The 25987-nt window shown below is 39.8% G+C and carries 24 protein-coding genes and 1 other annotated feature; of the genes, 6 read left to right on the top strand and 18 right to left on the bottom strand.

Features of this window, described 5'->3' with window-relative positions; genetic code table 11:
• Positions 1-7: 7 nt before the first annotated feature.
• A complete protein-coding gene (locus IGL70_RS02610) occupies positions 8-1150 on the top strand; it encodes a tyrosine-type recombinase/integrase (RefSeq protein ID WP_104874033.1) in 1143 nt (380 codons plus the stop codon).
• 94 nt (positions 1151-1244) lie between these two features.
• Here the strand turns inward: IGL70_RS02610 and sufB are convergent, their stop codons facing one another.
• The 12 genes from sufB to IGL70_RS02550 form a co-directional block, all read right to left on the bottom strand.
• Positions 1245-2636 (bottom strand): Fe-S cluster assembly protein SufB, encoded by a 1392-nt coding sequence (gene sufB, locus IGL70_RS02605; RefSeq protein WP_002287686.1) that lies wholly within the window; start codon positions 2634-2636, stop codon positions 1245-1247.
• A gap of 4 nt (positions 2637-2640) precedes the next feature.
• Positions 2641-3111 (bottom strand): Fe-S cluster assembly sulfur transfer protein SufU, encoded by a 471-nt coding sequence (sufU, locus tag IGL70_RS02600; RefSeq protein WP_002287684.1) that lies wholly within the window; start codon positions 3109-3111, stop codon positions 2641-2643.
• The gene (locus tag IGL70_RS02595; RefSeq protein ID WP_104874032.1) at positions 3098-4333 is read right to left on the bottom strand and encodes a cysteine desulfurase; all 1236 of its coding nucleotides are present in this window, start codon (positions 4331-4333) and stop codon (positions 3098-3100) included. Before IGL70_RS02595 ends, sufU begins: the two co-directional genes overlap by 14 nt.
• The gene (gene sufD, locus IGL70_RS02590) at positions 4330-5616 is read right to left on the bottom strand and encodes a Fe-S cluster assembly protein SufD (RefSeq protein ID WP_002287681.1); all 1287 of its coding nucleotides are present in this window, start codon (positions 5614-5616) and stop codon (positions 4330-4332) included. Before sufD ends, IGL70_RS02595 begins: the two co-directional genes overlap by 4 nt.
• A gap of 12 nt (positions 5617-5628) precedes the next feature.
• Positions 5629-6402 carry a Fe-S cluster assembly ATPase SufC gene (gene sufC / locus IGL70_RS02585; protein ID WP_002287679.1) on the bottom strand — a complete coding sequence of 258 codons (774 nt, stop codon included), beginning with the start codon at positions 6400-6402 and terminating at the stop codon, positions 5629-5631.
• A 196-nt stretch (positions 6403-6598) separates the two neighbouring features.
• Positions 6599-7447 carry a MetQ/NlpA family ABC transporter substrate-binding protein gene (locus IGL70_RS02580; protein ID WP_002287678.1) on the bottom strand — a complete coding sequence of 283 codons (849 nt, stop codon included), beginning with the start codon at positions 7445-7447 and terminating at the stop codon, positions 6599-6601.
• Positions 7448-7470: 23 nt separating this feature from the next.
• On the bottom strand, positions 7471-8157 hold the full coding sequence (locus IGL70_RS02575) for a methionine ABC transporter permease (protein ID WP_104874031.1): 687 nt from the start codon (positions 8155-8157) through the stop codon (positions 7471-7473).
• Positions 8150-9184: a methionine ABC transporter ATP-binding protein gene (locus IGL70_RS02570; RefSeq protein WP_002304234.1), complete on the bottom strand. Its 1035-nt coding sequence runs from the start codon at positions 9182-9184 to the stop codon at positions 8150-8152. The genes IGL70_RS02575 and IGL70_RS02570 overlap by 8 nt, the downstream gene beginning before the upstream one ends.
• Positions 9185-9246: 62 nt before the next feature.
• Positions 9247-9503: a binding site (T-box leader), on the bottom strand.
• 75 nt (positions 9504-9578) lie between these two features.
• Entirely contained in the window at positions 9579-9917 is a 339-nt protein-coding gene (locus IGL70_RS02565; RefSeq protein WP_002291179.1) for a glycine cleavage system protein H, read from the bottom strand.
• Position 9918: 1 nt separating this feature from the next.
• Positions 9919-10275, bottom strand: a complete 357-nt coding sequence (locus IGL70_RS02560) for an arsenate reductase family protein (RefSeq protein WP_002325873.1) — start codon at positions 10273-10275, stop codon at positions 9919-9921.
• Positions 10276-10280: 5 nt separating this feature from the next.
• Positions 10281-11468, bottom strand: coding sequence for an FtsW/RodA/SpoVE family cell cycle protein (locus IGL70_RS02555; protein WP_002291183.1), 1188 nt, complete (start codon positions 11466-11468; stop codon positions 10281-10283).
• Positions 11469-11658: 190 nt separating this feature from the next.
• Positions 11659-12504: a LysR family transcriptional regulator gene (locus IGL70_RS02550; protein ID WP_002291186.1), complete on the bottom strand. Its 846-nt coding sequence runs from the start codon at positions 12502-12504 to the stop codon at positions 11659-11661.
• Positions 12505-12737: 233 nt separating this feature from the next.
• On the opposite strand from IGL70_RS02550, the gene IGL70_RS02545 reads away from it, so the two are divergent.
• The 3 genes from IGL70_RS02545 to IGL70_RS02535 all read left to right on the top strand — a co-directional run bounded on the left by IGL70_RS02545 (position 12738) and on the right by IGL70_RS02535 (position 16929).
• A complete protein-coding gene (locus tag IGL70_RS02545; protein ID WP_002291188.1) occupies positions 12738-13703 on the top strand; it encodes a TDT family transporter in 966 nt (321 codons plus the stop codon).
• 352 nt (positions 13704-14055) lie between these two features.
• Complete coding sequence (locus IGL70_RS02540; protein WP_104873965.1) at positions 14056-15375, top strand: IS1380-like element IS1678 family transposase; 1320 nt, start codon at positions 14056-14058, stop codon at positions 15373-15375.
• 510 nt (positions 15376-15885) lie between these two features.
• Positions 15886-16929, top strand: coding sequence for a YeiH family protein (locus IGL70_RS02535; protein WP_002298276.1), 1044 nt, complete (start codon positions 15886-15888; stop codon positions 16927-16929).
• Between the two features lie 61 nt (positions 16930-16990).
• On the opposite strand, the gene IGL70_RS02530 is transcribed toward IGL70_RS02535, so the two are convergent.
• Complete coding sequence (locus tag IGL70_RS02530) at positions 16991-17455, bottom strand: methylated-DNA--[protein]-cysteine S-methyltransferase (RefSeq protein ID WP_002298278.1); 465 nt, start codon at positions 17453-17455, stop codon at positions 16991-16993.
• Positions 17456-17700: 245 nt separating this feature from the next.
• On the opposite strand from IGL70_RS02530, the gene IGL70_RS02525 reads away from it, so the two are divergent.
• Entirely contained in the window at positions 17701-18648 is a 948-nt protein-coding gene (locus tag IGL70_RS02525) for a glycosyltransferase family 2 protein (protein WP_002289773.1), read from the top strand.
• A 210-nt stretch (positions 18649-18858) separates the two neighbouring features.
• Here the strand turns inward: IGL70_RS02525 and IGL70_RS02520 are convergent, their stop codons facing one another.
• The 3 genes from IGL70_RS02520 to IGL70_RS02510 form a co-directional block, all read right to left on the bottom strand.
• Positions 18859-20931 (bottom strand): DNA topoisomerase III, encoded by a 2073-nt coding sequence (locus tag IGL70_RS02520; RefSeq protein ID WP_033585993.1) that lies wholly within the window; start codon positions 20929-20931, stop codon positions 18859-18861.
• Positions 20864-21241: a DUF1033 family protein gene (locus tag IGL70_RS02515; protein ID WP_002291196.1), complete on the bottom strand. Its 378-nt coding sequence runs from the start codon at positions 21239-21241 to the stop codon at positions 20864-20866. The genes IGL70_RS02520 and IGL70_RS02515 overlap by 68 nt, the downstream gene beginning before the upstream one ends.
• Positions 21242-21369: 128 nt before the next feature.
• Positions 21370-21930: a TetR/AcrR family transcriptional regulator gene (locus IGL70_RS02510; protein WP_002323745.1), complete on the bottom strand. Its 561-nt coding sequence runs from the start codon at positions 21928-21930 to the stop codon at positions 21370-21372.
• Between the two features lie 149 nt (positions 21931-22079).
• On the opposite strand from IGL70_RS02510, the gene IGL70_RS02505 reads away from it, so the two are divergent.
• Positions 22080-23372, top strand: a complete 1293-nt coding sequence (locus tag IGL70_RS02505) for a multidrug efflux MFS transporter (RefSeq protein WP_002325116.1) — start codon at positions 22080-22082, stop codon at positions 23370-23372.
• 59 nt (positions 23373-23431) lie between these two features.
• Here IGL70_RS02505 and IGL70_RS02500 read toward each other — a convergent pair whose 3' ends face one another.
• Both IGL70_RS02500 and arcD read right to left on the bottom strand, forming a co-directional pair.
• Positions 23432-24550 carry an aminotransferase gene (locus IGL70_RS02500; RefSeq protein ID WP_002298286.1) on the bottom strand — a complete coding sequence of 373 codons (1119 nt, stop codon included), beginning with the start codon at positions 24548-24550 and terminating at the stop codon, positions 23432-23434.
• Positions 24551-24563: 13 nt separating this feature from the next.
• Entirely contained in the window at positions 24564-25985 is a 1422-nt protein-coding gene (gene arcD / locus IGL70_RS02495; RefSeq protein WP_002286721.1) for an arginine-ornithine antiporter, read from the bottom strand.
• Positions 25986-25987: the final 2 nt, after the last annotated feature.

Here is a 25987-nt window from a genome sequence, read left to right as displayed (position 1 = left end):
TGATATAATGGCAAAAATATCAAAGTACAAAAAGAAAAACGGTCAAGTGGCGTGGATGTATAAAGGACACATTGCCACCGATCCACGAACTGGTGAAAAAATAAATACTACTAGAAGGGGTTTTAGTAGCAAACAGGAAGCTCAAAAAGATTATGACGAATACAGACATCAAATATTATATGGTGTTAAAAAGAAAGAACCTGATATGACATTTGAAGACCTGTATAATGAATGGATCGCTCATCAGCGTATCAGTGTTAAAGCTTCAACAATCGCAATCTCAGTAAGATACGCAAATAATCAAATACTTCCAGCATTTGGTAAGCTTAAATTATCGAATATCTCTGTCCCATATTGTCAAAAAGTGGTAGATAAATGGCACAGTGAATATGAAAGTTACGACTACATGAGAAAGCAGACTGCACAAATTTTACGCTACGGGGTTGCAATGCAATATATTGACAATAACCCTATGGAAAAAACACTTCTTCCACGAAAAAAAGAGTATGAGAAAAATCGTAAATTTTACTCAAAAGAGGAGCTTAATAATTTACTGGATGCTTTTAAAGATTTTGGTAACATGAAACAATACGCCTTCTTCAGATTATTGGCATACACAGGTATGAGAAAGAGTGAAGTACTCGCTCTACAGTGGAAAGACATAGACACGTTTAATAAAGAACTACATGTCAATAAAACTCTTGCTGTGGATGAATTTGGTAAAGTTATAATTCAATCTCCGAAAACAAGAGCTTCTAGACGGGTTATCTCTTTAGATACTGAGACTCTTTCTATCCTCAACAACTGGAAATTACAGCAAAAAGAAGAGTACTTTAAACTTGGCTACAATACTAGCTCTAAAGAGCAACATGTTTTTACAACACTTAAAAACACTCTGTACATTCCAAACACTGTTAATGATTGGTTAAGATATATTTTGAAAAAGTATAACTTGCCTCGTATTACACCTCATGGGTTTAGACATACACATGCTAGTTTATTATTAGAAGCAGGTGAATCTGTCAAGGTAGTTCAACAACGATTAGGGCATGAAAATAGTAAAGTGACATTAGACATCTATGCACATATTACGAATAATGCACCTAAGAAAACAGGTCAAGACTTTGCTGATATGATGGCTCATCAGTAAAAGAGCTGGTCAAAAGCTGGTCATTTCTAGTATACAGACAAAATAAAAAAGCTAGAACCCTTATATACCAAGGATTCTAGCTCCTATAACAAGTTTATCCTACACTGCCTTCCATCTCATAACTGATCAATCGGTTGAGTTCGACTGCATATTCCATTGGAAGTTCTTTGGTGAATGGTTCAACAAAGCCCATGACGATCATTTCAGTTGCTTCAGATTCGGTCAGGCCTCGGCTCATCAGATAATAGAGTTGTTCTTCTGAGATTTTTGAGACTTTGGCTTCGTGTTCTAAAGAGACTTGGCTGTTGTGGATCTCATTAAATGGGATCGTATCGGATTTCGACCATTCGTCCATGATGATTGTGTCACATTCGATATGAGAGATCGAACCCGCACTGTTTTTGGCGAAGGTTACTTGTCCTCGATAGTTTACTTCGCCGCCGTCTTTTGAGATTGATTTAGAGACGATAGAGCTAGATGTATTTGGTGCATTATGGATCATTTTTGCACCCGTATCTTGGATTTGGTTTGCTCCTGCAAAGGCGATGGAGAGCATGGTGCCTCGTGCGCCTTTTCCATCTAAGTAAACACTTGGGTATTTCATCGTTGTTTTTGCACCTAGGTTTCCGTCAATCCATTCAACGGTTGCGCCTTCGTATGCTTTTGCTCGTTTGGTTACTAAGTTGTACACATTGTCTGACCAGTTTTGGATCGTGGTGTAACGGCAATACGCATCTTTTCTTGTAAAGATTTCTACGATGGCGGCATGCAGACTATTACTTGAATAAGTAGGTGCCGTACAACCTTCGACATAGTGGATGCTTGCTCCTTCGTCAACGATGATCAGCGTACGTTCGAATTGTCCCGTGTTTTCCGCATTGATCCGGAAGTAAGTTTGTAATGGAACATCGACTTTGACACCTTTTGGCACGTAAATAAAGGTGCCACCTGACCATACGGCTGAATTCAGCGCTGCTAATTTGTTGTCAGTTGGCGGTACAAGTTTTGAAAAGTACTCTTTGAATAATTCAGGGTATTCTTTCAAAGCAGAGTCAGTGTCAGTAAAGACGATTCCTAACTTTTCGAATTCATCTTTCATATTATGGTACACGACTTCTGATTCATATTGTGCGGAAGCACCGGCTAGATAAGCTCGTTCTGCTTCTGGGATACCAATCTTTTCAAATGTATCTTTGATTTTTTCTGGTACGTCTTCCCAGTCACGAGCGGGTTTGTCACTTGGTTTTTGGTAATATTTGATGGCATCGAAATCGATGTCTGAAAGGTCGGGGCCCCATGTTTGCATTGGCATTTTATTGAATGTTTCTAGAGATTTCAGACGGAATTCAAGCATCCATTCTGGTTCGCCTTTGATTCTTGACATCTCACGGATCACTTCTTCTGTCAAGCCTTCTCCTGTACTGAAAACCGGTTCGACATCATCGTGAAACCCGAATTTATATTCTTCTAATTCTGGTACGCCCATGTTCTCACTCCTCTTCCTTGTGGTAATGATGGAAAGCTGCGGTACCATCGTTTTCCATTGCTTTTCCTAGTGCTTTCCAGGCAAGTGTCGCACATTTGATCCGAGCGGGAAATTTAGCTACACCACCAAGCATAGCAGCATCGCCTAATTGGTCGGGATCTTTGACTTCTTTTCCTTGGACAAGCTGTAGAAAGTCTACAGTTAAATGTTCTGCTTCTTCTATTGATTTTCCGATGACGGCGTCTGTCATCATCGAGGCACTTGCCGTACTGATGGAGCAGCCACTGCCGTCAAAGGCGATATTTTTGATGATTCCGTCTTTTACATCGACTTGCAATTCGATCACATCTCCACATGTGGGGTTGTTCAATTCGATCTTGCTTGTCGAGTCAGTCAAGCTTCCACGATGATGCGGATGGGAAGAATGATCCAAGATCACTTGACGGTATAAATTGTCTAATTTAGATAGTCCCATGTTGGAAAAACTCCTTTGTTGCCATGATTGCTTCAACTAAACGGTCGGCGTCTTGCGTTGTGTTGTAGAAATAAAAGCTCGCGCGAGCAGTCGCTGATACTTCAAGGTACTTCAATAGCGGTTGCGCACAATGATGACCTGCTCTGACGGCTACCCCTTCCATGTCTAAAGCTGTCGCGACATCATGAGGATGTAACCCATCCAAATTGAATGCAACGACCCCTGTCCGAAAATTCGGGTCTTGTGGACCATAAACAGTCAATCCATCAATTGCTTGTAATTTTGGCAACACATAAGCGGCTAGTTCTTCTTCATATCGATGGATATTGTCCATGCCGAGTTCTTGCAAATAATCGATTGCATGGCCTAATGCGATAGCGCCGGCGATATTTGGTGTCCCTGCTTCGAATTTCCAAGGTAGTTCTTTCCATGTACTGTCGTATAATTCGACAAAATTGATCATTTCGCCACCAAATTCAACAGGTTCCATTTCTTCTAACCATTTTCGTTTACCATATAAAACACCGATACCTGTTGGTCCGCACATTTTGTGTCCGCTGAAAGCAAAGAAATCACAGTCTAGTGCTTGAACATCAATGGTCATGTGCGGGGCAGATTGAGCACCATCTACTACGATGACCCCGCCGTTTTTATGGACAAGTTCAGCTAATTCTTGAACAGGATTGATGACACCTAAGACATTGGATACATGAGCAATGGAGACGATTTTGGTTTTGTCCGTAATCTTTTTCGCTGCATCCTCCATATCCAGGAAGCCTTCTTCTGTTAGTTCGATATATTTCAAGACAGCACCTGTTCGTTTTGCCAACTGCTGCCACGGGATAACATTAGAATGATGTTCCATGTAAGAGAGCACTATCTCGTCTCCTGCTTTGATATAGCGGTCGCCGAAGCTTCTGGCTACCCAATTCAAGCTTGTCGTCGTACCACGAGTAAACAGCACTTCTGCTGTTTCTTTTGCATGGATGAACGCCCGTACTTTTTCTCTTGCTTGTTCATAATCATGGGTCGCGCGTTCTGCTAACGTATGGACACCGCGATGAACATTGGCGTTATCGTGTTCGTAATAGTGCGCTAATGCCTGGAGTACTTGTTTTGGCTTTTGGGTCGTCGCTGCATTATCCAGATAAACTAAAGGTTCATCATTGACGTCTTGAAATAAGATAGGAAAATCATTGCGTAGCTTTTTAGCATCGATCATCCATTCAACTTCCCTTCGATTACTTCGACTAATTCTTTCCGAACTTGTTCTACAGGGATTGCTGTTAAGACAGAACCGAGGAATCCTCGAATCACTAAGCGCTCTGCTTCTTCTTTATGCAATCCTCGACTCATCAGATAGTACATTTCTTCTGGATCAACTCGTCCTACACTGGCAGCATGTCCAGCAGTTACTTCGTTTTCATCGATCAAAAGAATAGGATTCGCATCACCACGTGCTTTATCAGAAAGCATCAAGACACGACTTTCTTGTTGGGCATCTGCACCTTTTGCCCCTTTCAAGATGTGGCCGATACCATTAAAGGTCAATGTTCCTTTTTCTCGGATCACTCCGTGTTGCAAAATATGCCCGATCGTATGAGGGGCTTTATTGGTTACTCGCGTATCGATTCCTTGGATTTGTCTGCCCGAGCTGATTGCCACGATTTTGACTTCTGCGTGTGCACCTTCTCCTGCTAAATCTGAGTCAAAGTCAGCGATCACATGACCGTCATTCATGACACCAATTGCCCAGTCGACAGAAGCATCTCGTAAAATGTGCCCACGGCGATTCATATAAGAAGTAATATTTTCTCCTAATTGATCTACGGCTGAATATTTGATTTTTGAACCAGCTTTAGCGATGACTTCCACGATGATATTACCTGATGATTTTGCTACTTGTTCTTTGGTTGTCTGGAAACGTTCCAGATAAGAAAATTCACTATGTTCATCTGCCACGATCAACACATGCTTGAAGAAGTGCTCATCGGATGCGCCATCTTGAATGAATAAGGACTCGAGTGGTTCATCGATCACGACATTTTTAGGCACATACAGGAAAATACCGCTGTTCATAAAAGCTACATGGAGTGCAGTCAATTGGTCTTCGTTCATGTTTACTGCTTTTTTCATATAATATTCTTGGACTAGTTCTGGATATTCGATCATTGCAGTGAACAAGTCGGTAAAAATGACTCCTTTTTCTGCTAATTCCACAGGCAGTTGTTCAAAAATCGTCCATGAACCTTGTTGGACAAGCACAGGATTGTCTTTCATTGCATCAAATGCCGGAATCGTGCCTGTTTCACTGATGGTTTGTGTTTCTTTCACATCAAATAACGACCAGCGATGGAATTTCACCCGATCGATATGCGGCAATGGCAGTTCATCTGCTTTCGCTAGTGCGTCTTGACGGAAGGTTCTCATCCAATCAGGTTCGCCTTTACTTAAAGAAAAATCATTTACCGCATCAAGATAATCGAGCCAGTTTTTTTCTTTCATTCTTGCTCCCCCTTACGCTTCTTCTTCTTTATAGTCGATTCCTAATTCTTTACTGATACCAGCGTAGCCTTCTGCTTCCAGACGTTTAGCTAGGTCAGCATTCCCTGTCATGACTACTCGGCCTTCCATCATGATGTGAACGACATCAGGTGTGATATAGTTCAATAATCGTTGATAGTGGGTGATGATCAATGCACCGAAATTGTCTCCGCGCATTTCATTTACTCCTTTAGCAACGACTTTCAAAGCATCGATATCCAGACCTGAATCGATTTCGTCTAAAATTGCAAATGTTGGTTCTAACATCAACAATTGCAGGATCTCATTCCGTTTCTTTTCTCCGCCAGAAAAACCTTCGTTCAGATAACGTTCAGCCATTTCTTCTGGCATATTTAGTAAAGCCATTTTTTCATCTAACTTTTTCAAAAATGCCATAACAGAAATTTTGTCGTTTTCATCACGTTTCGCATTGATCGCTGCACGCATGAATTCCGCATTCGTGATACCTGGTATCTCACTTGGATATTGCATAGCTAAAAATAAGCCAAGTCGCGCACGTTCATCTACTTCCAAGTCTAAAACATTTTTCCCGTCAAACAAAATTTCGCCTTCTGTTACTTCATAGTTTGGATTGCCCATGATAGCGGCAGATAAGGTAGATTTTCCTGTGCCGTTAGGTCCCATGATGGCATGGATTTCTCCGGTTTTCATTGTTAGGTTTACGCCTTTAAGGATTTCTTTTTCCTCGATCGACACATGTAGATTTTTTATTTCTAAGACAGACATGCATTATACCCCCAAATTCTCTTTCGTTCTCACTCATTTTAGACTAATTGAGAATGAAGCGCAATGACCTTCCTTACTAAAATCAAATATCTTTTATTTATTATTAAACAATTTTGATTTCTAAATTAGAATAGGTATAAAAAAGATGAGAAATAAGCCATTACAGACTTATTTCTCATCTTTTTTGTTCCATACCTTATTTTGCATCAGCCTTTACTGGTTTAACAGAGCCACCCCATTTGTCTGTGATCCATTCTTGGACTTCTTTGCGGTGAAGCACTTCAATCAGTTTTTTGATTTTGTCACTGTCTTCATCACCTTTACGAGTCGCAATAATATTCACGTAAGGAGAGTTGTCCTTTTCAAGCAATACGGCATCTTCTAATGGATTCAACCCTGCGCCGTAAGCGAAGTTTGCGTTGATTGCAACTAGGTCACCTTCATCATTTTGGTACGTAGAAGCTAAAAGTGATGGGTCGATCGTATGGTTGAACTTCAAGTTCTTAGGGTTTTCTTCAATATCATCGAATGTTGCTGTTTCCAGATCTACTCCATCTTTGACTTTGACTAAGCCAGCATCTTGTAGAATTGTGATGATGCGTCCCCAGTCTGATTCAGAATTTGAAGTAATGATTGTTGCACCATCTTTTAATTCGGAAACATCTTTGACTTTTTTAGAGTACAAGCCCATTGGTTCGATGTGGACAGCACCGGCATTGACAAAGTCATATCCTTTTTCTTTGATTTCTTTGTTCAAATAAGGAATATGCTGGAAGTAATTGGCATCAATGTCGCCTTCTTCCAAAGATTGGTTCGGTAATACATAGTCATCGAATTTGACGATTTCAAGATCGATTCCTTCATCTTTCAATAATGGTTTCACATGTTCCAAAATCTCTGCGTGCGGTGTCGGTGAAGCGCCGACTTTCAATGTCGTGTCGTCTGCTTTATTTGCTGAATCTTTGCTGTCGCTGTTGTTACCGCATGCTGCTAATCCTACAGTCAGCAAAAGCGCTGCTGCAAATCCAAAAATTTTCTTTTTCATATCCTACATCCCCCTATATCCTATTATCTTTTGTCTGTTTTCTTAGTTAAGAAATCACCGATTCCTTGAACGATAAATACGATTAGTAAAATAATTAAAGTCGCAACGAATGTCACTGTCAGATTACCACGCTGGTAGCCTTCCTGCCAAGCAAGACCTCCAAGTCCACCTGCGCCGATCGCGCCGGCCATCGCAGTAAATCCGATCATCGAGATCGTTGTAACTGTTAATCCAGAAATCAATGCGGGAATACTTTCAGGTATCAAGACCTTCCAGATGATTTCCCAGTAACTTGCTCCCATTGCATCTGCTGCTTCCAGTACACCAGGGCTGACTTCACGAAAAGCAATCTCTACTAGACGGGCATAAAATGGTGCTGCGGATAAAACAAGAGCTGGAATGGCTGCTTGCGCACCTAGCATAGTGCCTACGATTGCTTTAGTAAATGGAATGATCAAAACCATCAGGATCATAAATGGCGTTGACCGGAAAATATTACTGATGATCGATACGATTCCATAAATGATTCGAGCATACGGTTTGTTTTTGCGTCCAATAGAGTAAAGGATCAATCCCAAAACTAATCCGATGATCGTCACTAAGACCATTGAGATTAATGTCATATATAGTGTATCAAGGATAGCATGATTCATCGTTTCCGGGTTGATTTGTTTAAAATCTAGATATGTTTCTGAAAAGCTTTTATCCACGATGGATCACCTCAATTCCTACTCCTTGTTCTTTGATGAACACTTCTGCTTGATCTAATTCTTTGGTTTCACCAGTCATCAAGACAGTCAATGAACCAAAGGAACCTTCTTTCACTTGTTTGATCTTTCCATACACAACGTTGACATCGATGTTATAGCGTCGAATCGCTTGGGAAATGACTGGCTCGTTGGCATTTCTTTCGCTAAAGGTCAAAGTTGCCAAACGGCCGCTTGGATTTTCTTTGATGAGTTCAGCTAATAGTTCTGTCGAATCAGCTTCTGGTTCGATGTCTTGTTGTACAAAGCGTTTGGTTACTTCTTTTTTCGGTTGTCTGAAGACAGTCAATACGTCTCCTTCTTCTACGACTTTCCCCAACTCCATCACAGCGACTTTGTTGCAGATTTTGCGGATCACATTCATTTCATGTGTGATCAAGACGATGGTCAAATTCAATTTCTTATTGATCGCTAACAATAAGTCTAATACTTCTTCTGTTGTTTGCGGGTCCAATGCGCTAGTAGCCTCATCACAAAGCAGGATCTCAGGATCATTTGCCAATGCTCGTGCGATACCGACGCGTTGTTTCTGTCCGCCGGAAAGTTGTGAAGGATATGCTTGTCCGCGTCCTTCTAACCCGACTAAACGCAACAGTTCTTCTGCCCGTTCTTTACGTTTGCTCTTTGGTACGCCAGCTAATTCCAGCGGCAGCTGGATATTTTCAAGTACAGTTCTTGACCATAACAGGTTGAAATGCTGGAAGATCATACCGATTTTCTTTCGGAATGTACGTAATTCTTTGTTTTTTAATTTTGTAATATCTTGATCGTTTACGATCACTTCGCCGCTCGTGGGAAGCTCAAGTCCATTCAGGAGACGGACTAATGTACTTTTTCCTGCGCCAGAATAGCCGACGATTCCATAAATATCCCCTTTTTCAACGTTTAGTGAAACGTCATTGACGGCTTGGATGTTTCCGTTTTTCCCATTGAATGTCTTTTTGACATTCGTTAGTTGGATTAATGACATGCCATTCACATCTTTCTCTTATGATTTTTCAAACAAAAAAGCCTTCGCCCTCTTGCCTTAAGCAAAAGGACGAAAGCTTGAACTTCCGTGTTACCACCTTGATTTACCGTTACTTCGCAATAACAGCCTCTTCCAGTACTTGGACTTAGCTTCTTTCCGTATACTGTCGCGCTGTAACGGGCACTCCCGTAGTAAGTTTGCTTACGCTCGCTTACTCTGCTCTAAGACCATCTTCCATCTCATTTTCGTTACCCATTTTCAGCAAACAGGGCTCTCTTCAAACGTCCGTGACATGTACTCTTCTTTTCAAAGCTTTCTCGTTTCATATAGGATTGCTTATGATTATAGCAACTGGAAGAATCAGTGTCAACTTTTTTCAAGTGATTTTCTGATTTTATAATTCGTCAAATTCTTTTGGATCAACATCTTTGAAACTTAAGATCCACGCATTCATTTCATCTGAATCATTCAAGATATTGATATCTTCACCGATTTTATCATTAACAGAAGAAACTGTACCCGTTAGCGGGCTGGCAAATTCATTGACCGCTTTTTCCGCTTCAACTTCGATCAGAGGTTCATCTTTTTTTAGCGATTGTCCTGCTTTTGGCAGATTGGCAAACGTGATGTCTCCAAGTTCTTCTTGCGCTTCATTTGTCAAACCAACACAGTATTCTTTTCCATTAAATAAGATCCAAAGGTTGTCCTTTTTCTTCAAATGCTTGCCTGCCATTTTATATCAGTTCTCCTTCATAAATTTTTTCATTGAATCCAATTGCAACAAGCTGGTCCTCTCGTACGATCAGCGGACGCTTGATCAGCATGCCATCTGTCGATAAGACTTGGCTTGCTTTTGAAGTCGTAAACTCGCCTACTTGATCTTTCAGTCCAAGTTCCCGATATTTCATCCCGCTTGTGTTGAACAGGCGACGGATTGGTACTTGACTCGTTTCTAGCCAAGTCTCAATCGTTGAGGCCTTCGGTACTTCTTTGATCATATCAACAGTTTGATAACTAACGCCATGCTGGTCTAACCACGCTTTGGCTTTTTTGCATGTTGAACATTTCGGGTACCAGTAAAAGGTGTACAATTTTCTTACCTCCTTGAAGATCTTGCAGGTGCTTCATTTTGGTATCTCATCGATAATATCAACCCGATACCGATCATGTTCCCTAAAATCGAAGATCCTCCTTGGCTAATGAAAGGCAATGGGATCCCTGTTAAAGGAAGTAATCCGATATTTGCTCCAATATTCTCAAAGACATGGAACAGCAGCATCATGATCAAACCGCTTGCGATATAGGCGTAAAATTCATTATTCGTATCGAAACACACCCGAATCATACGATAGATTAAAATAAAATACAAGAAAATGACGAATGCACCACCGATAAAGCCGAAGTTTTCACCGATAACGGTAAAAATCATATCGGACTCACGAACAGGCACATAAATATTGCTTACGTTGAATCCTTTACCAAACAAGCCACCGGTACCAATTGCCAAAAGTCCTTGGGCCGGCTGATAACTCATTCCTGACGTATCATGGAAAGGGTCCAGCCATGAATCAATACGTGCAAACTGATAAGATTTGAAGCCAACTTTGTAAAGCAAGTCTCTTCCGCCTTCAGTCGTAACCAAGAAGATCGTTCCTGCTCCAACGACTACTGCCAAGATTACTACAGGTGCGATGATGCGCCAAGAGATTCCAGACATCAAGAAAATCCCGCCAAAGATCGCAAGAAAGACAAGCATCGTTCCAAAGTCATCTTGGGCCATGATCAATGCTAAAACCGGTATTGTCACGATCAAGAGCTTCCCAATCAGCCAAAAGTCCGATTTCATCGTCCGTTCTTTTACTTGCGTATTATGTTTAGTTACGATCAGTGCCATCATCAAGATGTACGCAATCTTCATCAACTCTGCTGGCTGGAAAGTAAACGCACCGAATCGAAACCAGTTTTTAGACCCTGTTGAAGCAGCTAAATTCTGATCATAGAATTTGAGCAAGAGTCCCATTACCACTAACCCCAAACCATAAAGGTAAGGAGTCAGTTTCCAGATCCATTTGGAATTCAAATGCATGATGACAACGATTGCTGCCGCTCCAACTAAATACCAGACAACTTGCATCCCTACGCCTTTCAAGACTGCTGGATTGTTCGGATCATGGCTAAGTGCTACATATAATGAGAGCAGACCAATCAAACATAACAGAAAGACTGGTAAAATCACGCCATAATCAATACGATTATCGTTCGAAGCTTTTAATTTTTTTTCCATGTTTCATCCCTTTTCTTAAAAACCATACTGCTGATTATTATAGCGGTCCAGTTAGATAATGGAAAGTCTTTCCATAGACATTTGGGAAAAATTAACTTTCCGTTTGTGCAGTTGCTTGAGCAAATGCAGTACAAAAGCCTACTGCTTATCTTTAGTGTATCATAGAACTTTTTTTGATACATGCAATTATCTACCAGCTGAGATTCTCCTCGCTGTGAGAAGTTTCTGTGCTTTCATTGTATCGAAGGATCTCTTCGGCAATCTCTAGCAGCTGATCAGAAACCAGATTGGTTCGTTGGATGAAATAAAAATACCGATGGAAATTCAACGGAGTCATTGGCACATTTTCTGGAACAGAGCGCTTAGACAAAATCGAGCGACCGATTCCTTCCTTCAGCAACGCAACAATTACATCGTTACTTTTCACGATCATCTTCTTATCTTGGATATTCATCTCTTCAAAATAACGCTGCGTGTAATGAAAAACACCAGAGTTTGCTTCTCTTACAAGCCACAATTTGCTTTTTGGGTCCCCAGCGATGACTAGCTGGTCTTCCATCAAAGAGTATCTTTGTACGCCGGAAGTCTCTAATGGCTTTTCGATAAAACCAAAATCGGATTCATGTTTCGCTACTTGTTCTAATGATTCATGAGAATTCGCGATTTCGATCTCAAAATGCACTTTAGGAAACCTTTTGATCAGATGTTTCATCAACTGAGGCAAAAGATAGACAGCAAAGGTGTGGGAAGCAACGATCCGACATACTTCTTCTTCATTTTGTTCATTGAGCAATTTTTGCTGAGTTTCTTCCCATTCTTCTAACAAAACCAGTGTCCGTTCATATAATAAGTCGGCTTGCTTAGTTGGAAGCATCTCTTTTCTTCCGTTACGTTGAAAAAGATCGATATTCAATTCCCGCTCCAACTGTTTGATTTGATTCGAGACTGCTGGTTGAGATAAAAACAGTACTTCTGCTGCTCTGGAAAAATTTCTTGTTTCATATACTGCTCGAAAAGTCGTTAATAACTTAAACATGGCACCACTTCCATAACTTTTTATGATAATTACTATAAAAACTATTTGATTTAAATATACAAAAAACCATCTATAATAGAAATGTACAACAAAACAGTTGCTGATCCAACTAGTAACTTAGATGAAGACAATCAGCTGTCTGCTTGCTCGTAATCATACATTCCTATTCATTTTACAATGTATTCGTTCATCTTGGTACTAAAATCTATTAAATAAAAAGGAGAATATTATATATGAAGAACTTTTTGAAAATTATTCCGATCCCGATCTGCGGGTTGATCCTTGGGTTAGCTTCCCTTGGAAATCTGTTTAAAGACTATCACCATGTTGCTTTAGGCAATCTAACTGGCGGTATCTCTATGATTCTTATGATATTCATTTTTGTTAAATTGTTTATCTTATTCGAACACACGAAACAAACGTTGCATGATCCAATCATCGCCTCCGTTTCACCAACTTTTACGATGTCACTCATGGTTATTTGTACTTATTTTGTTTCATATGAAAGTATTGCACCAATTGTCAAATTCATTTGGCTGTGCGCTGTTATCTTCCAAGTGATCCTTGTCTTTTATTTCAATTATCACCATGTTATCAAAGCTGATCTTTCAATTGAAGCAATTTATCCAAGCTGGTTTATCATTTACGTTGGATTTGGGGTCATCACTGTAACTGCCGGGAACTTCTTCCCGCTTATTGGAAAAATTTTCTTTTGGATTTCATTGATCTGCTATGCGTTCTTATTGCCGATCATCATCAAACGTGTCTTTTTCGTAAGAAATATGGCTCATCCGACACGTCCGCTGATTACGATCGTTGCAGCACCTGGTTCTCTTTGCCTAACAGGTTATCTTAAAAACTTTGCTGAACCTAATTTTTATCTTGTCGTAGCATTGTTCGCTTTATCTCAAGTATTGTATTTCGTTGTGCTGTCTATGCTTCCACGTTTGTTCAAGCTTCGTTTTTATCCAAGCTATGCAGCCTTTACATTCCCGCTTGTTATCTCTGCAACAGCTATATTTACTACTGTTCATTACTTCAACAGTTTAGGTATCTATAGTAGCGTATTGGATTTCTTAAAAGTTGCGGAATGTCTGTTTGCAAGTGTAGTTGTCTTCTACGTTCTTGCTCATTACGTACGTTTCTTAATTAAAGAACATAGCAAACATGGAAAATTTGTTTCTAAAAAAATCGCTTAATAATCGATTCAATAGGTTGTGAAAAAGCTGTTCTGCATCAAGTAATAAGAACGGCCAAACAAAAACAGCTGTTCATGTTTTTGTACTGGTTGGGCTTATTACCGCAGATGCAAGCTTTTGAACACCGTTTACCAAGAGGTCGTAAAAGAAGTGGTCAGCTTCAAGAAATAAGAAGGAATTTACGAAAATTGCTTCTCCCTGAATAATTCATACTTTTAATTAAAACCATGTGAAACTGCCTCACGGCAGCTTACAATTACTTTTTCATCTTCACCCGTTAAGTGATGAAAAAAGAACCCCTTTCTGCTATGGTTAAAGTGACTAAACCAACCAAAAGAAAGGAGTTCTTTTCATGACTAGCTTACACAAAAACCAAGTAAAATTCAATTCAAATATCACTATTTCTCATACAGGTGGTCAATTATCGAGTGATTCGGGTCTCGTCCTAGTGAAAGAGCTAATGAACATCTTTGGTTTTTCTGAACTAGCTAAGCAACACATTCACATTGAAGACGAACGAGCGTATTTTACTCATGACAACTTATCCATACTTGAGCAGTTCATTATGCAATTAATTGCTGGTTACTCAGCTGATTCTGCAGCTAATCTCCTGAGACAAGATCCTGTGTTTAAAGCTGTTTTAGATAGGAAAGAACTCGCTTCTCAATCTTCACTTTCCCGATTTTTAGATCGACTATCTGAGGAGAATATCCATGAACTTCAAGCTTTGAACCAAGAACTTATCGATAAAGCACGCCTCATCCGTAATGATACGGAGTTAATCATTGATTTAGATTCGACCCATTCAGATACATTTGGTCACCAAGAACAAACGGATTATAATACACACTACCAAACCTATGGTTACCATCCATTGGTAGCTTTTGACGGATTGACTGGTGACTTCTTAAAAGCTGAACTACGTTCAGGAAATCAATATACATCAAAAGGCGTAAAGGAGTTTTTCACACCTTTATTAGAGCACTATAATCACTCTCTACCAAACACTGACATCTTGGTTCGTGGAGACAGCGGGTTCGCTACACCTGGTGTGTATGATTCGTGTGAATCAAAAAAGAGTCATTATGTTATTCGACTGAAGAATAATCGTAGACTAGGTCAAATAGCTGAGAAATCAGTACTTTATGGCGATAATCAAAAGTGGGAAGAACGAGAAGTTCAGTACTTCTCGACCACTTATCAAGCACAATCCTGGTCACAAAGTCGTCGCGTGTGTATACGCTCAACACGTGAAGCGGGCGAACTACTCTTTCGACATGAATTTATCGTGACGAATCTATCAGAAAATGTTTCTCCTGATACCATCTTTTCTATCTATGCCAAACGTGGCACAATGGAGAACTTCATTAAAGAAGCGAAAGCTGGCTTTTACTTTGACAAAACAGACAGTCCTCGCTTTTTGGAGAATCATGTCCGAATGATGCTCAGCTTGATAGCTTACAACTTAGTCAACTTCTTAAGAACGATTGGCTTTGAAGAAGTCCAAAAGGGAATGACCATTCATTCTATTCGATTGAAGTTTCTGAAAGTTGCTGGGAAATTAGTCCAAACGGGTAGACGAGTCTATCTCAAATTATCTAGTTATCATGTGTATCAGAATGAATTCTACAGGGTCTTTGCTCGCCTGAGGCGAGCCAGTCAATGGATCTAATCCAACAATCTAACGATTTTTTTACTGGGAAGTTATCCAGGGAGAAGTATGCTCAAAATGCCTTACACCCAAAATTTATTCCTCAATATTTTTGAACAGTGAATGTTTGAAGTAACTTTTTAGTCAAAATCAGTTGATAGGGATATTAGTGATACATATTTCAATAAAATGTGCCAAAGAATTAAAGCTATGAATTATTCAGGTTCTCAAATTTTTGTGAAATTTCGGCTTATTTCCGAAGAAGCTACTTCTGGAACACCGTTTACCAAGAGGTCGTGAAAAAGCCGCTTAGTTTCGAGTATTAAGAAAAATTTTGTGAAAATGGCTTTCCACATTTTTGCATAAATTTGGCTTAATACCGAGAAACTGGCTTTTGAACACCGTTTATTCGAAACAAGAGGTCGTGACAAGACTTTTGTCACGACCTCTTGTTCTTTTGTCAAAATACTGGTTTAGTGCTACTATGTTCGAGTATGCTTTTAGTATTTATTGACGAAAGGAACCGATCAAATGAAATCATTGTCACATCCAATAAAATCTGTAAAGGATTCAGCGGTCCGCGAAATCTTACCCGGTTTACTGCTTTCTTTTGCCATCGCTGCCTTCAGCAGGCTTCTTGCTATTTATCTGCCACAGTTAGGTGGAGCGACTATTGCTATTTTATTGGGTATTTTATTAGGAAATACTTTTTTTAAACAGCCTGTTCTAGCAATCGGCACAAAATTTGCTGAAAGCAAACTATTAGAATTCTCTGTTTTTTTACTAGGTGCAACTGTCACAGCTCAAACGATTGCTCAAATTGGTATAAAAGGAATTGTTTTTGTGTTACTGCAAATGTCAGTCACTATCATCGGTGCTTACTTGATTGGTAAAAAACTGCAATTCAGCGATACTTCTTCTTTGATGATGGCTGGAGGAAACGCTGTTTGTGGTTCTTCTGCTATTGCTTCGATCGCCCCTTCCATCCATGCGAAAGAGGAAGAAAAAGGACAGATCATCACACTAGTCAATCTACTGGGTACTGTGATGATGTTGACTCTCCCTTTTCTTGGATTACAGTTGTTTGGTGGAAATCTCATTGAAAAAAGTGCACTTTTGGGTGGCACACTCCAATCTGTTGGTCAAGTAGTCGCTGGGGCAAGCTTACTTGACAATTCTGTTGTCGAATTCGCCATGCTATTTAAGATTCTACGTATTATGATGCTCGTTGTTGTTGTCTATCTGTTTGAAAAATTCATGCACAAGAAACAACCAGCTCTGTTTGAAACGCCAACTGATACGCAGAAAAAACGAAAATTACCACTTCCTTGGTATGTATTAGGGTTTGTGATCTTTTGTTTGGTCAACAGCTTGTTTTCTTTACCTGTAGTTATTGACCAATCGGCACATTTTATCAGCAGCTGGTTTGAGATCACTGCTTTAGCGGCAATTGGTCTGCGTTTAGACTTTGCAAAATTCATGAAAGAAGGTACACGCTTCTTATTTTATGGATTAGCTGTCGGGCTTCTCCAAACAGTGATGGCTTTACTATTTATTTGGCTGATCAAAGTTTAGAATGAACATGAAAAAACAGTTGTGATTCTCGCATGGAACAATGTCCGAATCACAACTGTTTTTAATTTTGCAGATATCCTTCTAACAACAACAATTGGCGTTTGATTTCAACCCCATCTATTGCGTTTCCCATATATCCTGTCAGTTTTCCATTTTGCCCGATCACTCGATGACAAGGAATAACGATTGGCAATGGATTGGTTCGATTTGCCTGCCCAATCGCTCGCACAGCTTTCGGACTATCAACAGCAACGGCTACTTCTTTATACGTTCGGATTTCTCCATAAGGAATGGTCGACAAAGCTTTCCAGACATTTTGCTGAAAAGGCGTACCTCTCTTTATAGATAAAGGAACATCAAATTCTTTTCTTTTTCCCGCAAAATATTCTTCAAACTGTTCTTGTGTGCGCGTTAAAATTTGCTGATTCGCTGATTCGCTTTCTGAAATTGGCTGAAAAGATACAGCAGTCAATCCGGATTCATCTGCATCTAACCATAAAAAGCCGATAGGTGTGTGTATTTTCATTTTGTTTGCTCCTAGTCAATAGACTGGAACTTCCTCCTTTTTCTCTATCCAAAACTACTTGCCAACTAATAAAAATTGTTCTTAAAAGTTTGATAAACCGAGGAAACATGGTAAACTAAATACGTTAGTTTACAAAAAGAATACCTGTTCTTTTACGTAAAATCAAATTTTAAAGGTGTTATTTAAGGTTTATTAAATTTTGAATGTAAACCATATATAAACATACGATTGAAAGGATAGAAACGATGAAAGTATCAATTGTTGTCCCATGTTTTAATGAAGAAAAAACTGTTCCTCTTTTTTTTGATGAGGTTGAAAAATTCAAAGGTGCCCATGAGTTCGAATATTTGTTTATTGACGACGGATCAAAAGACGGTACGTTAGCAGCAATCAAGAAGCTAGCCTCAGCTTATCCTTATGTCCGCTTTGTCTCATTTTCCAGAAATTTTGGGAAAGAAGCGGCTCTATACGCTGGATTGCAAGCTTCTACAGGAGATTTAGTGACCGTGATGGATGTTGATCTGCAAGATCCGCCCGAACTGCTTCCTGAGATGATCAACCGGATCACTACTTCTGATATCGATTGTGTCGGCACCCGGCGTTCGACTCGTGAAGGCGAGCCTGCGATACGCAGTTTCTTTGCGAAAAAATTCTACCAGTTGATCAATAAAATCAGCGATACAGAAATGGTCGATGGCGCTCGTGATTTCCGCTTGATGACTCGTCAAATGGTGGATGCCGTCCTAGAATTAACAGAATACAACCGATTTTCAAAAGGATTATTTAGCTGGGTCGGGTTTAAAACAGAATATATTTCTTATGAAAACCGCGAACGTGTGGCTGGCGAAACATCTTGGTCCTTCTGGAAATTATTCAACTACTCGATTGATGGTATCGTGAACTTCTCGGATGCACCGTTAACGATTGCTTCATTTATCGGCGCTTTGTCTTGTGTCGGTTCTGGTATTGCAATTTTGTTCATTATTTTGCGGGCATTGTTGTTTGGTGATCCTACATCAGGATGGCCTTCCATGGTCTCGATCTTCCTGTTCATTGGTGGAATCCAATTGTTATGTCTTGGAATCATCGGGAAATATATCGGGAAAATCTTCTTAGAAACGAAACAGCGTCCTGTTTATATCATAAGAGAAACAGAAAAAGTGAAGCCAAATGAATTGAAGCCTCACCAATAATATACGTCAAATGAAGTAAACATTTTTTTAAATGAAAAAGGACTGTGACAAAAGTCTTGTCACAGTCCTTTTTTCCGAATAAATGGTGTTCCAGAAGTAGCTTCTTCGGAAATAAGCCGAAATTTCACAAAAATTTGAGAAGCAATTTTCGTAAATTCCTTCTTATTTCTTGAAGCTGACCACTTCTGTCACAACCTCTTTCATATCTTATTATTTCTTCATTGCCGCTTTTAGTGCTGCTGCTAATGGGCTTTCTTCTGGTTCTTCTGCTTGTGCATATTTTTTCAGCAAGCGTCGTTCTTCATGTTTGGTCATTTTCTTCTTCTGCTCTTTTTTATCAAGCATTTTTTCTGTCGTTCCATCGTATTTACAACGGAAATAAGCACCGTTTTTACCTTCGATGATTTCCATTTTCCGGTGACATTGCGGGCATCGATGATTAGAGACTTTTGGATCTTTTCTTCTGCGGTAGTTGCAATCTGAATTGGTGCAGACATAGATTTTGCCGTCACGTGTGTTTTTCTCGCGCAGATTGGCCCCACATTCTGGGCATTTCTTTTGGGTAATCGAGAAATCTTGATATTCTTGTTTGCTTGATTTGATCTCATTCACCAAGCGTTTTGTTTCTTTTTCGATTCCATTCAAGAAGGTTCCTGCTTGTTTCTTTCCTGCAGCAATAGCTTCAAGGTCTTTTTCCCAGCTTTCTGTCAAATCTGGTGTTACTAAAGAGGGATTTACCAATACTAATAATTGCTTACCTTTAGGAGATACTTGCAGTCCTTGAGGGATACGTTCCATCAGTTCAGATTTGATTAGTTTCTCGATAATCTCTGCACGCGTAGCTGGGGTTCCCAGACTGTATTTTTCCATTTGACCAAGCAAGCTTGCTTCTGACAATGGTTTAGGCGGTGCAGATAGTTCTTTTTTGATGGCGAAATCGGGATTGATTCTCATTCCTTTTTCCCATTTGACTGTTTCCGTCTCAGTTTCAGTTTCGCCTTTCCATCCTGCTTGGACGACACGATTTTGCCGAAAAATGAATCGTTCTTTACCAAATTCAACCGTAACTTTTGTTTGGCTGACTTTATGGGGTTGAGCAAACAGTCCTAAAAAACGAGAGACAATCATTTGATAGATTTTTTGCTCTTCATTACTTAATTTTTCATAACGTGCTCTGTTTTCAGTTGGCAAAAGTGCATGGTGATCGGTCACTTTACTGTCTTGGAATACTTTTGTCTGTTGGACGATGGCTCCGTTTTTCAAATACTGCTTGACCTCAGGAGCAAAGTCGCTGACTGCTTGCAATCGTTCTTTCATCGTACTTTTCATGTCATTTGTCAGATATTTGCTGTCTGTACGCGGATAAGTAACGATCTTATGGGTCTCATACAAACTTTGTACAAGATTTAATGTTTTCTTTGCAGAATAGCCATAGCGTTGATTGGCTTCTCTTTGGATCTCTGTTAAATCATAAGGCAATGGCGCAGATTCCGTTTTTAATTTTTCTTGGACTTCTGTGACAGTTCCTTTGCTTGTACTGATCAATTGAACAAGTTTTTGTGCTTCTTCTTGTGTTTTTAAAGCAAATTGATTTTTTTGAAGCATTTTGGCTTGTTCTTTTCCAGCTTGCAACGTGATCGTGAAATACGTTTGTGGACGGAACTGCTCGATTTTCTTTTCTTGGTCTCTCACTAATGCTAGTGTCGGTGTCTGCACACGGCCTGCTGATAAATTATCCGCGTACTTCACAGTTAAGGCTCTGGTCACATTCAATCCTACCAGCCAGTCCGCTTTTGCCCGGGCAAGAGCAGATTCATACAATGCATCATATTCTTTCGCAGGTCTTAGTTGCTTGAATCCAGTTTTGATTGCTTTATCTGTTTGAGAAGAGATCCATAACCGCTTCACTGGTTTATTGAAATGCACATACTCTAAGATCCAGCGAGCAACAAGTTCCCCTTCTCTTCCGGCATCTGTCGCAATGACTGCTTCTGAGACATCTTTTCGCTGAGCTAGCTGCTTGATTGCTTTTAATTGATGTCCTGTTTTAGGAAGTGGTTTGATTCCTAGTTTTTTAGGGATCATTGGCAACGTGTCCATTTGCCAGCTCTGCCATTCCTTATTCAGATCTTCCGGCATTTTCAATCCTAATAAATGACCAAGGGCCCAAGTAACGATCACCTTGGGTCCTTCATAATAATTTTTGTGCTTTTGATTAGCACCAAGCACCTTGCTTAGGTCTTTCGCAACGCTTGGTTTTTCCGCTAGAATTAGTTGTTTCATAAAATTCCTTTCCGCTTTCTACTGTGATGGGCTGATGATTTTTCAACAACGCAAGTCCTTTGTATTGCTGTAAATCATCGTCACACTCTTCACACCAGCGCTCATCTCCGTCATTCCAAAAGGCGCTGAGAAAGTTACTTTTTGCATTGATATATTCATAATTTTGATGGATTTCGTTCCATTGTTTTTCGTACGCTTGTCGTGCTTCTTCGAAAGACTCGAATGTTTCTTCTGCTTCAATATCTTCTTCCCAGTCTTCAAAAAACCACCAAGGCTCATTGTCCCCGAACATGGTAATTACTTGATACATACTCGTGCTCCTTCTTTCAGCTTTTCTAGACTCATCTTAGTCACTTTTCAAGAAAGTTGCAAGAATTTTCTCTTATAAAAGGGTCATTTAATGAACATCTTAAAATTGTTACAAATGAATCTGATTGTTTAAGGCAAAGTAGCGATAAAGTCATTGATCATCCAAAAATAGCTGTCTTCTGGATCGATTGTTGGTTCTTTTGTAAAGTATCCTAAAAAACGTAAGGAAAGATAACCGTGGATCATACTACGAAGTTCCCTGCTTCGATGAACTTTTTCTTCTTTCGTTAATTGAAAAGCCTCAAATATCTGCAAAATGATCTGATTCGTTTCATGGATTCCATCTAATAAAACAGCTTCATTGGTATGCGGTACACTGATCAGTAACTCATACACTGCTTGATTTGAAAAAGCAAAGGATCGATAAGTTTCTGCATAGATCTGCAGTGCTTCCTGACCACTTTTTCCTACAAGAGCCCGACGCAGCTGGTCATTAAGTTCCTGCAGAAGTTTCGCTGTTAGCGCTGTTTTGACATCACGAATATTTTTGAAATGGTTATACAGCGAGGGAGCCTTGATATCCAAGCGTTTGGCTAAATGCTGAAAGGTTATTTGCTGAACATCCATCTCTTCTGCTAGTTCTCGAAAGCAGTCGATGATTTTCTCTTGAGACAGATTTCTTTTTTTCATTTCCATGTTTCCTCTCATAAAATAAATCCTTCACTCTTTCAGTTTACCACGAAAAAGAAAGAGAAAAAAGAGACTTTCATTGATAAACTACATATTGTAGTTTATAATAAAGAGCTGTAGATGAAAATTTTCAGAAAGAAGGAGTCTAATTGGCTGCAAGAATAAAGGAAAAATTATTTAGGAAAAGAGAAACTTGGGAACAAAACTTGTTTGTCTTATGGTTTGGAACATTTATGGCTGGTATCGGATTTAGTTTAGTCATGCCTTTTATGTCACTTTACATAGATACGTTAGGTAATTATAGTACGTCACAATTGAACTTTTGGAGCGGATTGACTTTTTCATCTACTTTCTTGGTGACTACGCTGATCTCTCCTTGGTGGGGAAAATTAGCCGACCAAAAAGGAAGAAAATTGATGCTGTTGCGTGCTTCATTAGGAATGGCAATCGTCATTTCTTTGATGGGTTGCGTGACTAGTGTGTATCAATTAGTCGCATTGCGTCTGCTTCAAGGGATTTTTTCTGGTTATATCAGTAATGCCACTGCCCTTGTCGCAACTGGGACGCCAAAAGAAAAAAGTGGTCAAGTTCTTGGAACCTTAGCAACTGGTTCTGTTACAGGAACATTACTTGGACCGCTTCTTGGCGGGATCTCTGCTTCAGCGTTTGGCTATCGCCCTACCTTTTTCATTACAGGGATCATCTTATTTTTCGTCTTCTTGTTGAGTTTGTTTTTCGTCCATGAAAAATTTGTCCCAGTGAAAAAAGAAAACATGGTTTCTGCCAAACAGATTTTCAAAGACTTGAAATATCCACACGTCGTCATCGGTATGTTCGTCACAACGATGATCATCCAAGCATCCAACAATTCCATTAGTCCAATCATCAGTCTGTACATTCGCCAATTGCTGCATGGACATGGGAATGTTACGTTGATCAGCGGAATCATCGCTTCGATACCTGGGATTGCCACTTTGATAGCCGCTCCAAGATTTGGTCGCTTAGGTGACAAGATCGGGAGTGAAAGAATACTTGCGATTGGTTTGGGTTTTGCGATTCTGGTTTATATCCCAATGGCATTCGTCACGAATGTTTGGCAATTAGCTGCCTTACGTTTTTTGATTGGTATCTCTGATGCTTGTCTGCTCCCTGCTGTCCAAGCATTGATCACAAAATATTCGCCTCATCAAGCTGCTGGACGGATCTTCAGTTATAACCAATCTTTCCAAGCAACTGGTAACGTAGTAGGGCCTATGATCGGCTCCAGTGTTTCCAGTGCATTTGGTTATCGTGGCGTTTTTCTTTCGACTTCTCTTCTTGTTTTGGTCAACTTCTTGCTTGTACGACACAATACACAAGAAATCCATCAGCAAGAAACTGCAGAAGAAAAAGCTTCAGGAGTCTCCATATCTTCAGGGCACTCTCCTTCTCATAGACAATAAGCGTAAATGAAAAACACTGCTTGAACAGTTGTCACAGACTGTCCTTGCAGTGTTTTTGTTTAGGCCTGTTTTTTCAAGAACTCAGATAAGAGGAATAATCCCTTTTCCAAGGTTTCTTTTTTACAACAGTAACCTAGTCGGGCATGCTTCGGTAAATCAAAGGCACTTCCTGGTACTAATAGTACTCCTGTTTCTTCTAATAAATTGATACAAAATGTCTGGTCATCTTCTTCGATGGCTAATTTAATGAAAGAAGTAGAGACGTAATTGGGAGCGACAAGTTCAACTTTCGGTTCATTGGCTACCCATTGTTTTAAAATCACAAGGTTCTCTGTAATGATCTTTTTGTTTCGCTCCAATATTTTTTCTTTATTCTTCAATGCATGTACAGCAAGATCATCTGACAGGACTCCGCCGCAAATCATCGTGTAGTCTCGATACTTTCGAAAAACTTCTGCCAACTCAGGTCCAGTAGCTGTCCAGCCAATACGAATACCTGGAATGGAGTAGGTTTTGGATAGGGAATTGGTTGCTATACCTTTTTCATAGACATCTACGATCGACAAGAATTCACCTTTATCCGTTAAAGGCGCATATACTTCATCTATCAATACATATGCATCTACTGTACGAGCAATTTCTGCGATTTTTTCTAAAGTTTTCCGATCTAGCAATGTGCCTGTAGGATTGTTTGCACTATTCAAACAGATGATTTTTGTTTCAGGTTTGACTAAGGCTTCTAGCTGTTCTAAATCAAACTGCCAATCTTCTTCTTCCTTCAAATGAACAAAGTCAACAGCGGCACCTAAAGATTTGGGGATGTCATATAATTGCTGATAAGTAGGAAGCATCGAAACAACATGGTCTCCTGCTTCCACTAACGCGTATAGAGCTAAAAGATTAGCACCAGTCGCTCCATTCGTTTGTAAGATGTTTTCCGGATTGACGGTTTGATAAAGAGAAGCGACTTCTTGTTTGAAAACATCTGATCCTTCGATCCAGCCATAGTCCAATGGTTCGTTTTTGCGTTTTTCGAAAAATTCACTTACGCTAGTCCCATCTAAGCCAACGAGTTCGTCTAATGTCAATGCTTCGATCGAGCTTTGTGCAATATCATATACCGCTTTCTTTTCCCATTTATTTAGCCATTCTTCTACACCGAAATTTGCGATTTTCATGTTTCTTTCCCCCTTATATCTTGATCCAGCCTACAGCAAGCAACCCGATTGAAAGCAGTGCGGCCACACAAATCAGCCCAATCATTACTTTTTCTTTTCCCGTAATTTGATGTTTGGTTTCACGACAAGCGATCCAGTAGAAGCAAAAACCAGGAAGATAGGCAATACTACATAAAAGGACATAAGAAAATCCTGCTAAAATGATGCCCATCAATTCAAAAACTACAGCAATCCCACCGATCACTACTTGTTTTTTGATTCCTTCTTTTAAAGAAAACTGGACTTGATAGATCCCGACAAGTAGATAACAAATCAAAATTGCCGCTGTACATAAAGAATAGGCAAATTGATAGGCATAATCAGTAACTAAGAAAGTCAATAAGAATAGATTAGTCAAGATTGCAGTAACAACTAACGAATAAGTTGGGGCATTTTTTTTATTCGTTTTTCCCCAACCTTTCGGCAACAGACCGTCTCGAGCCATCAACATCGTTGTTTCTGCTGGGAGCATCGTCCAAGACAACCAAGAACCAATGATCGAAATAATCAAGCCGATATTGATCAGCGCTGCTCCCCAATTTCCCACGATTCCTTTTAAAATATTTGCCATAGCAGGTTGTGAAATAGTTGCTAACTCTTCTTGAGATAAGACGCCGTATGGCAAGATCGAAGCAAGGATATAGATAAACAATAAACAAAGCAGACCAATGATCGATGCTTGCTGGGCTTCTGAACGTTTCTTCGCGCGGTTGGCTAAAACACTTGCGCCTTCGATCCCTACAAAGACCCACATCATAACCATCAAACAACCTTTAATCTGCAACCAGATCGTTCCTTGCTGCCCTGTTCCATTCACTAGATTATCAGATACGTTACCCCAAAAATCAGCAGTGAATATATTCACTTTAAATGCGATAAATACAAATATTAAAAATAGGAATAATGGCACTAATTTACAGATCGTCACGATTGTATTGATGACGCTCGCTCCTTCAACTCCATTGTTTACTAATAAAGTCAGACCCCAAATAAAAATACTTGCAAATAAAATAGAAGGAACATTTTGTCCACCTTTGAATATCGGGAAAAATTCTCCCATGGCGCTCATCAGCATCGTTGCAAAAGCAACATTTCCCAGCCACGCAGACAACCAGTAACCCCAACCACTGATGAAGCCACCTAATTTACCAAATGAAGCTTCCGCGTAACCGAAAATACCACCATCTAGATCTGGACGTTTTTCTCCTAAATGATTCAGCGATAATACCAAAGCTAAAATACCAATCCCAACGATTATCCATGAAAGGATCGCTGGCCCTGGAGCTGCAGAACTAGCCAGATCACTTGTGATCCCAAACACACCGCTTCCGATTGACGAACTGACAACCAGAGCAACCAGTCCCCATTTGCTAATACCCGTCGATTTCTTTTCCATTT

It is taken from the genome of Enterococcus sp. DIV0901a (assembly GCF_051711525.1).
GTDB lineage: Bacteria > Bacillota > Bacilli > Lactobacillales > Enterococcaceae > Enterococcus_B > Enterococcus_B faecium.
This window is presented reverse-complemented; position numbering and strand designations above follow the sequence as displayed.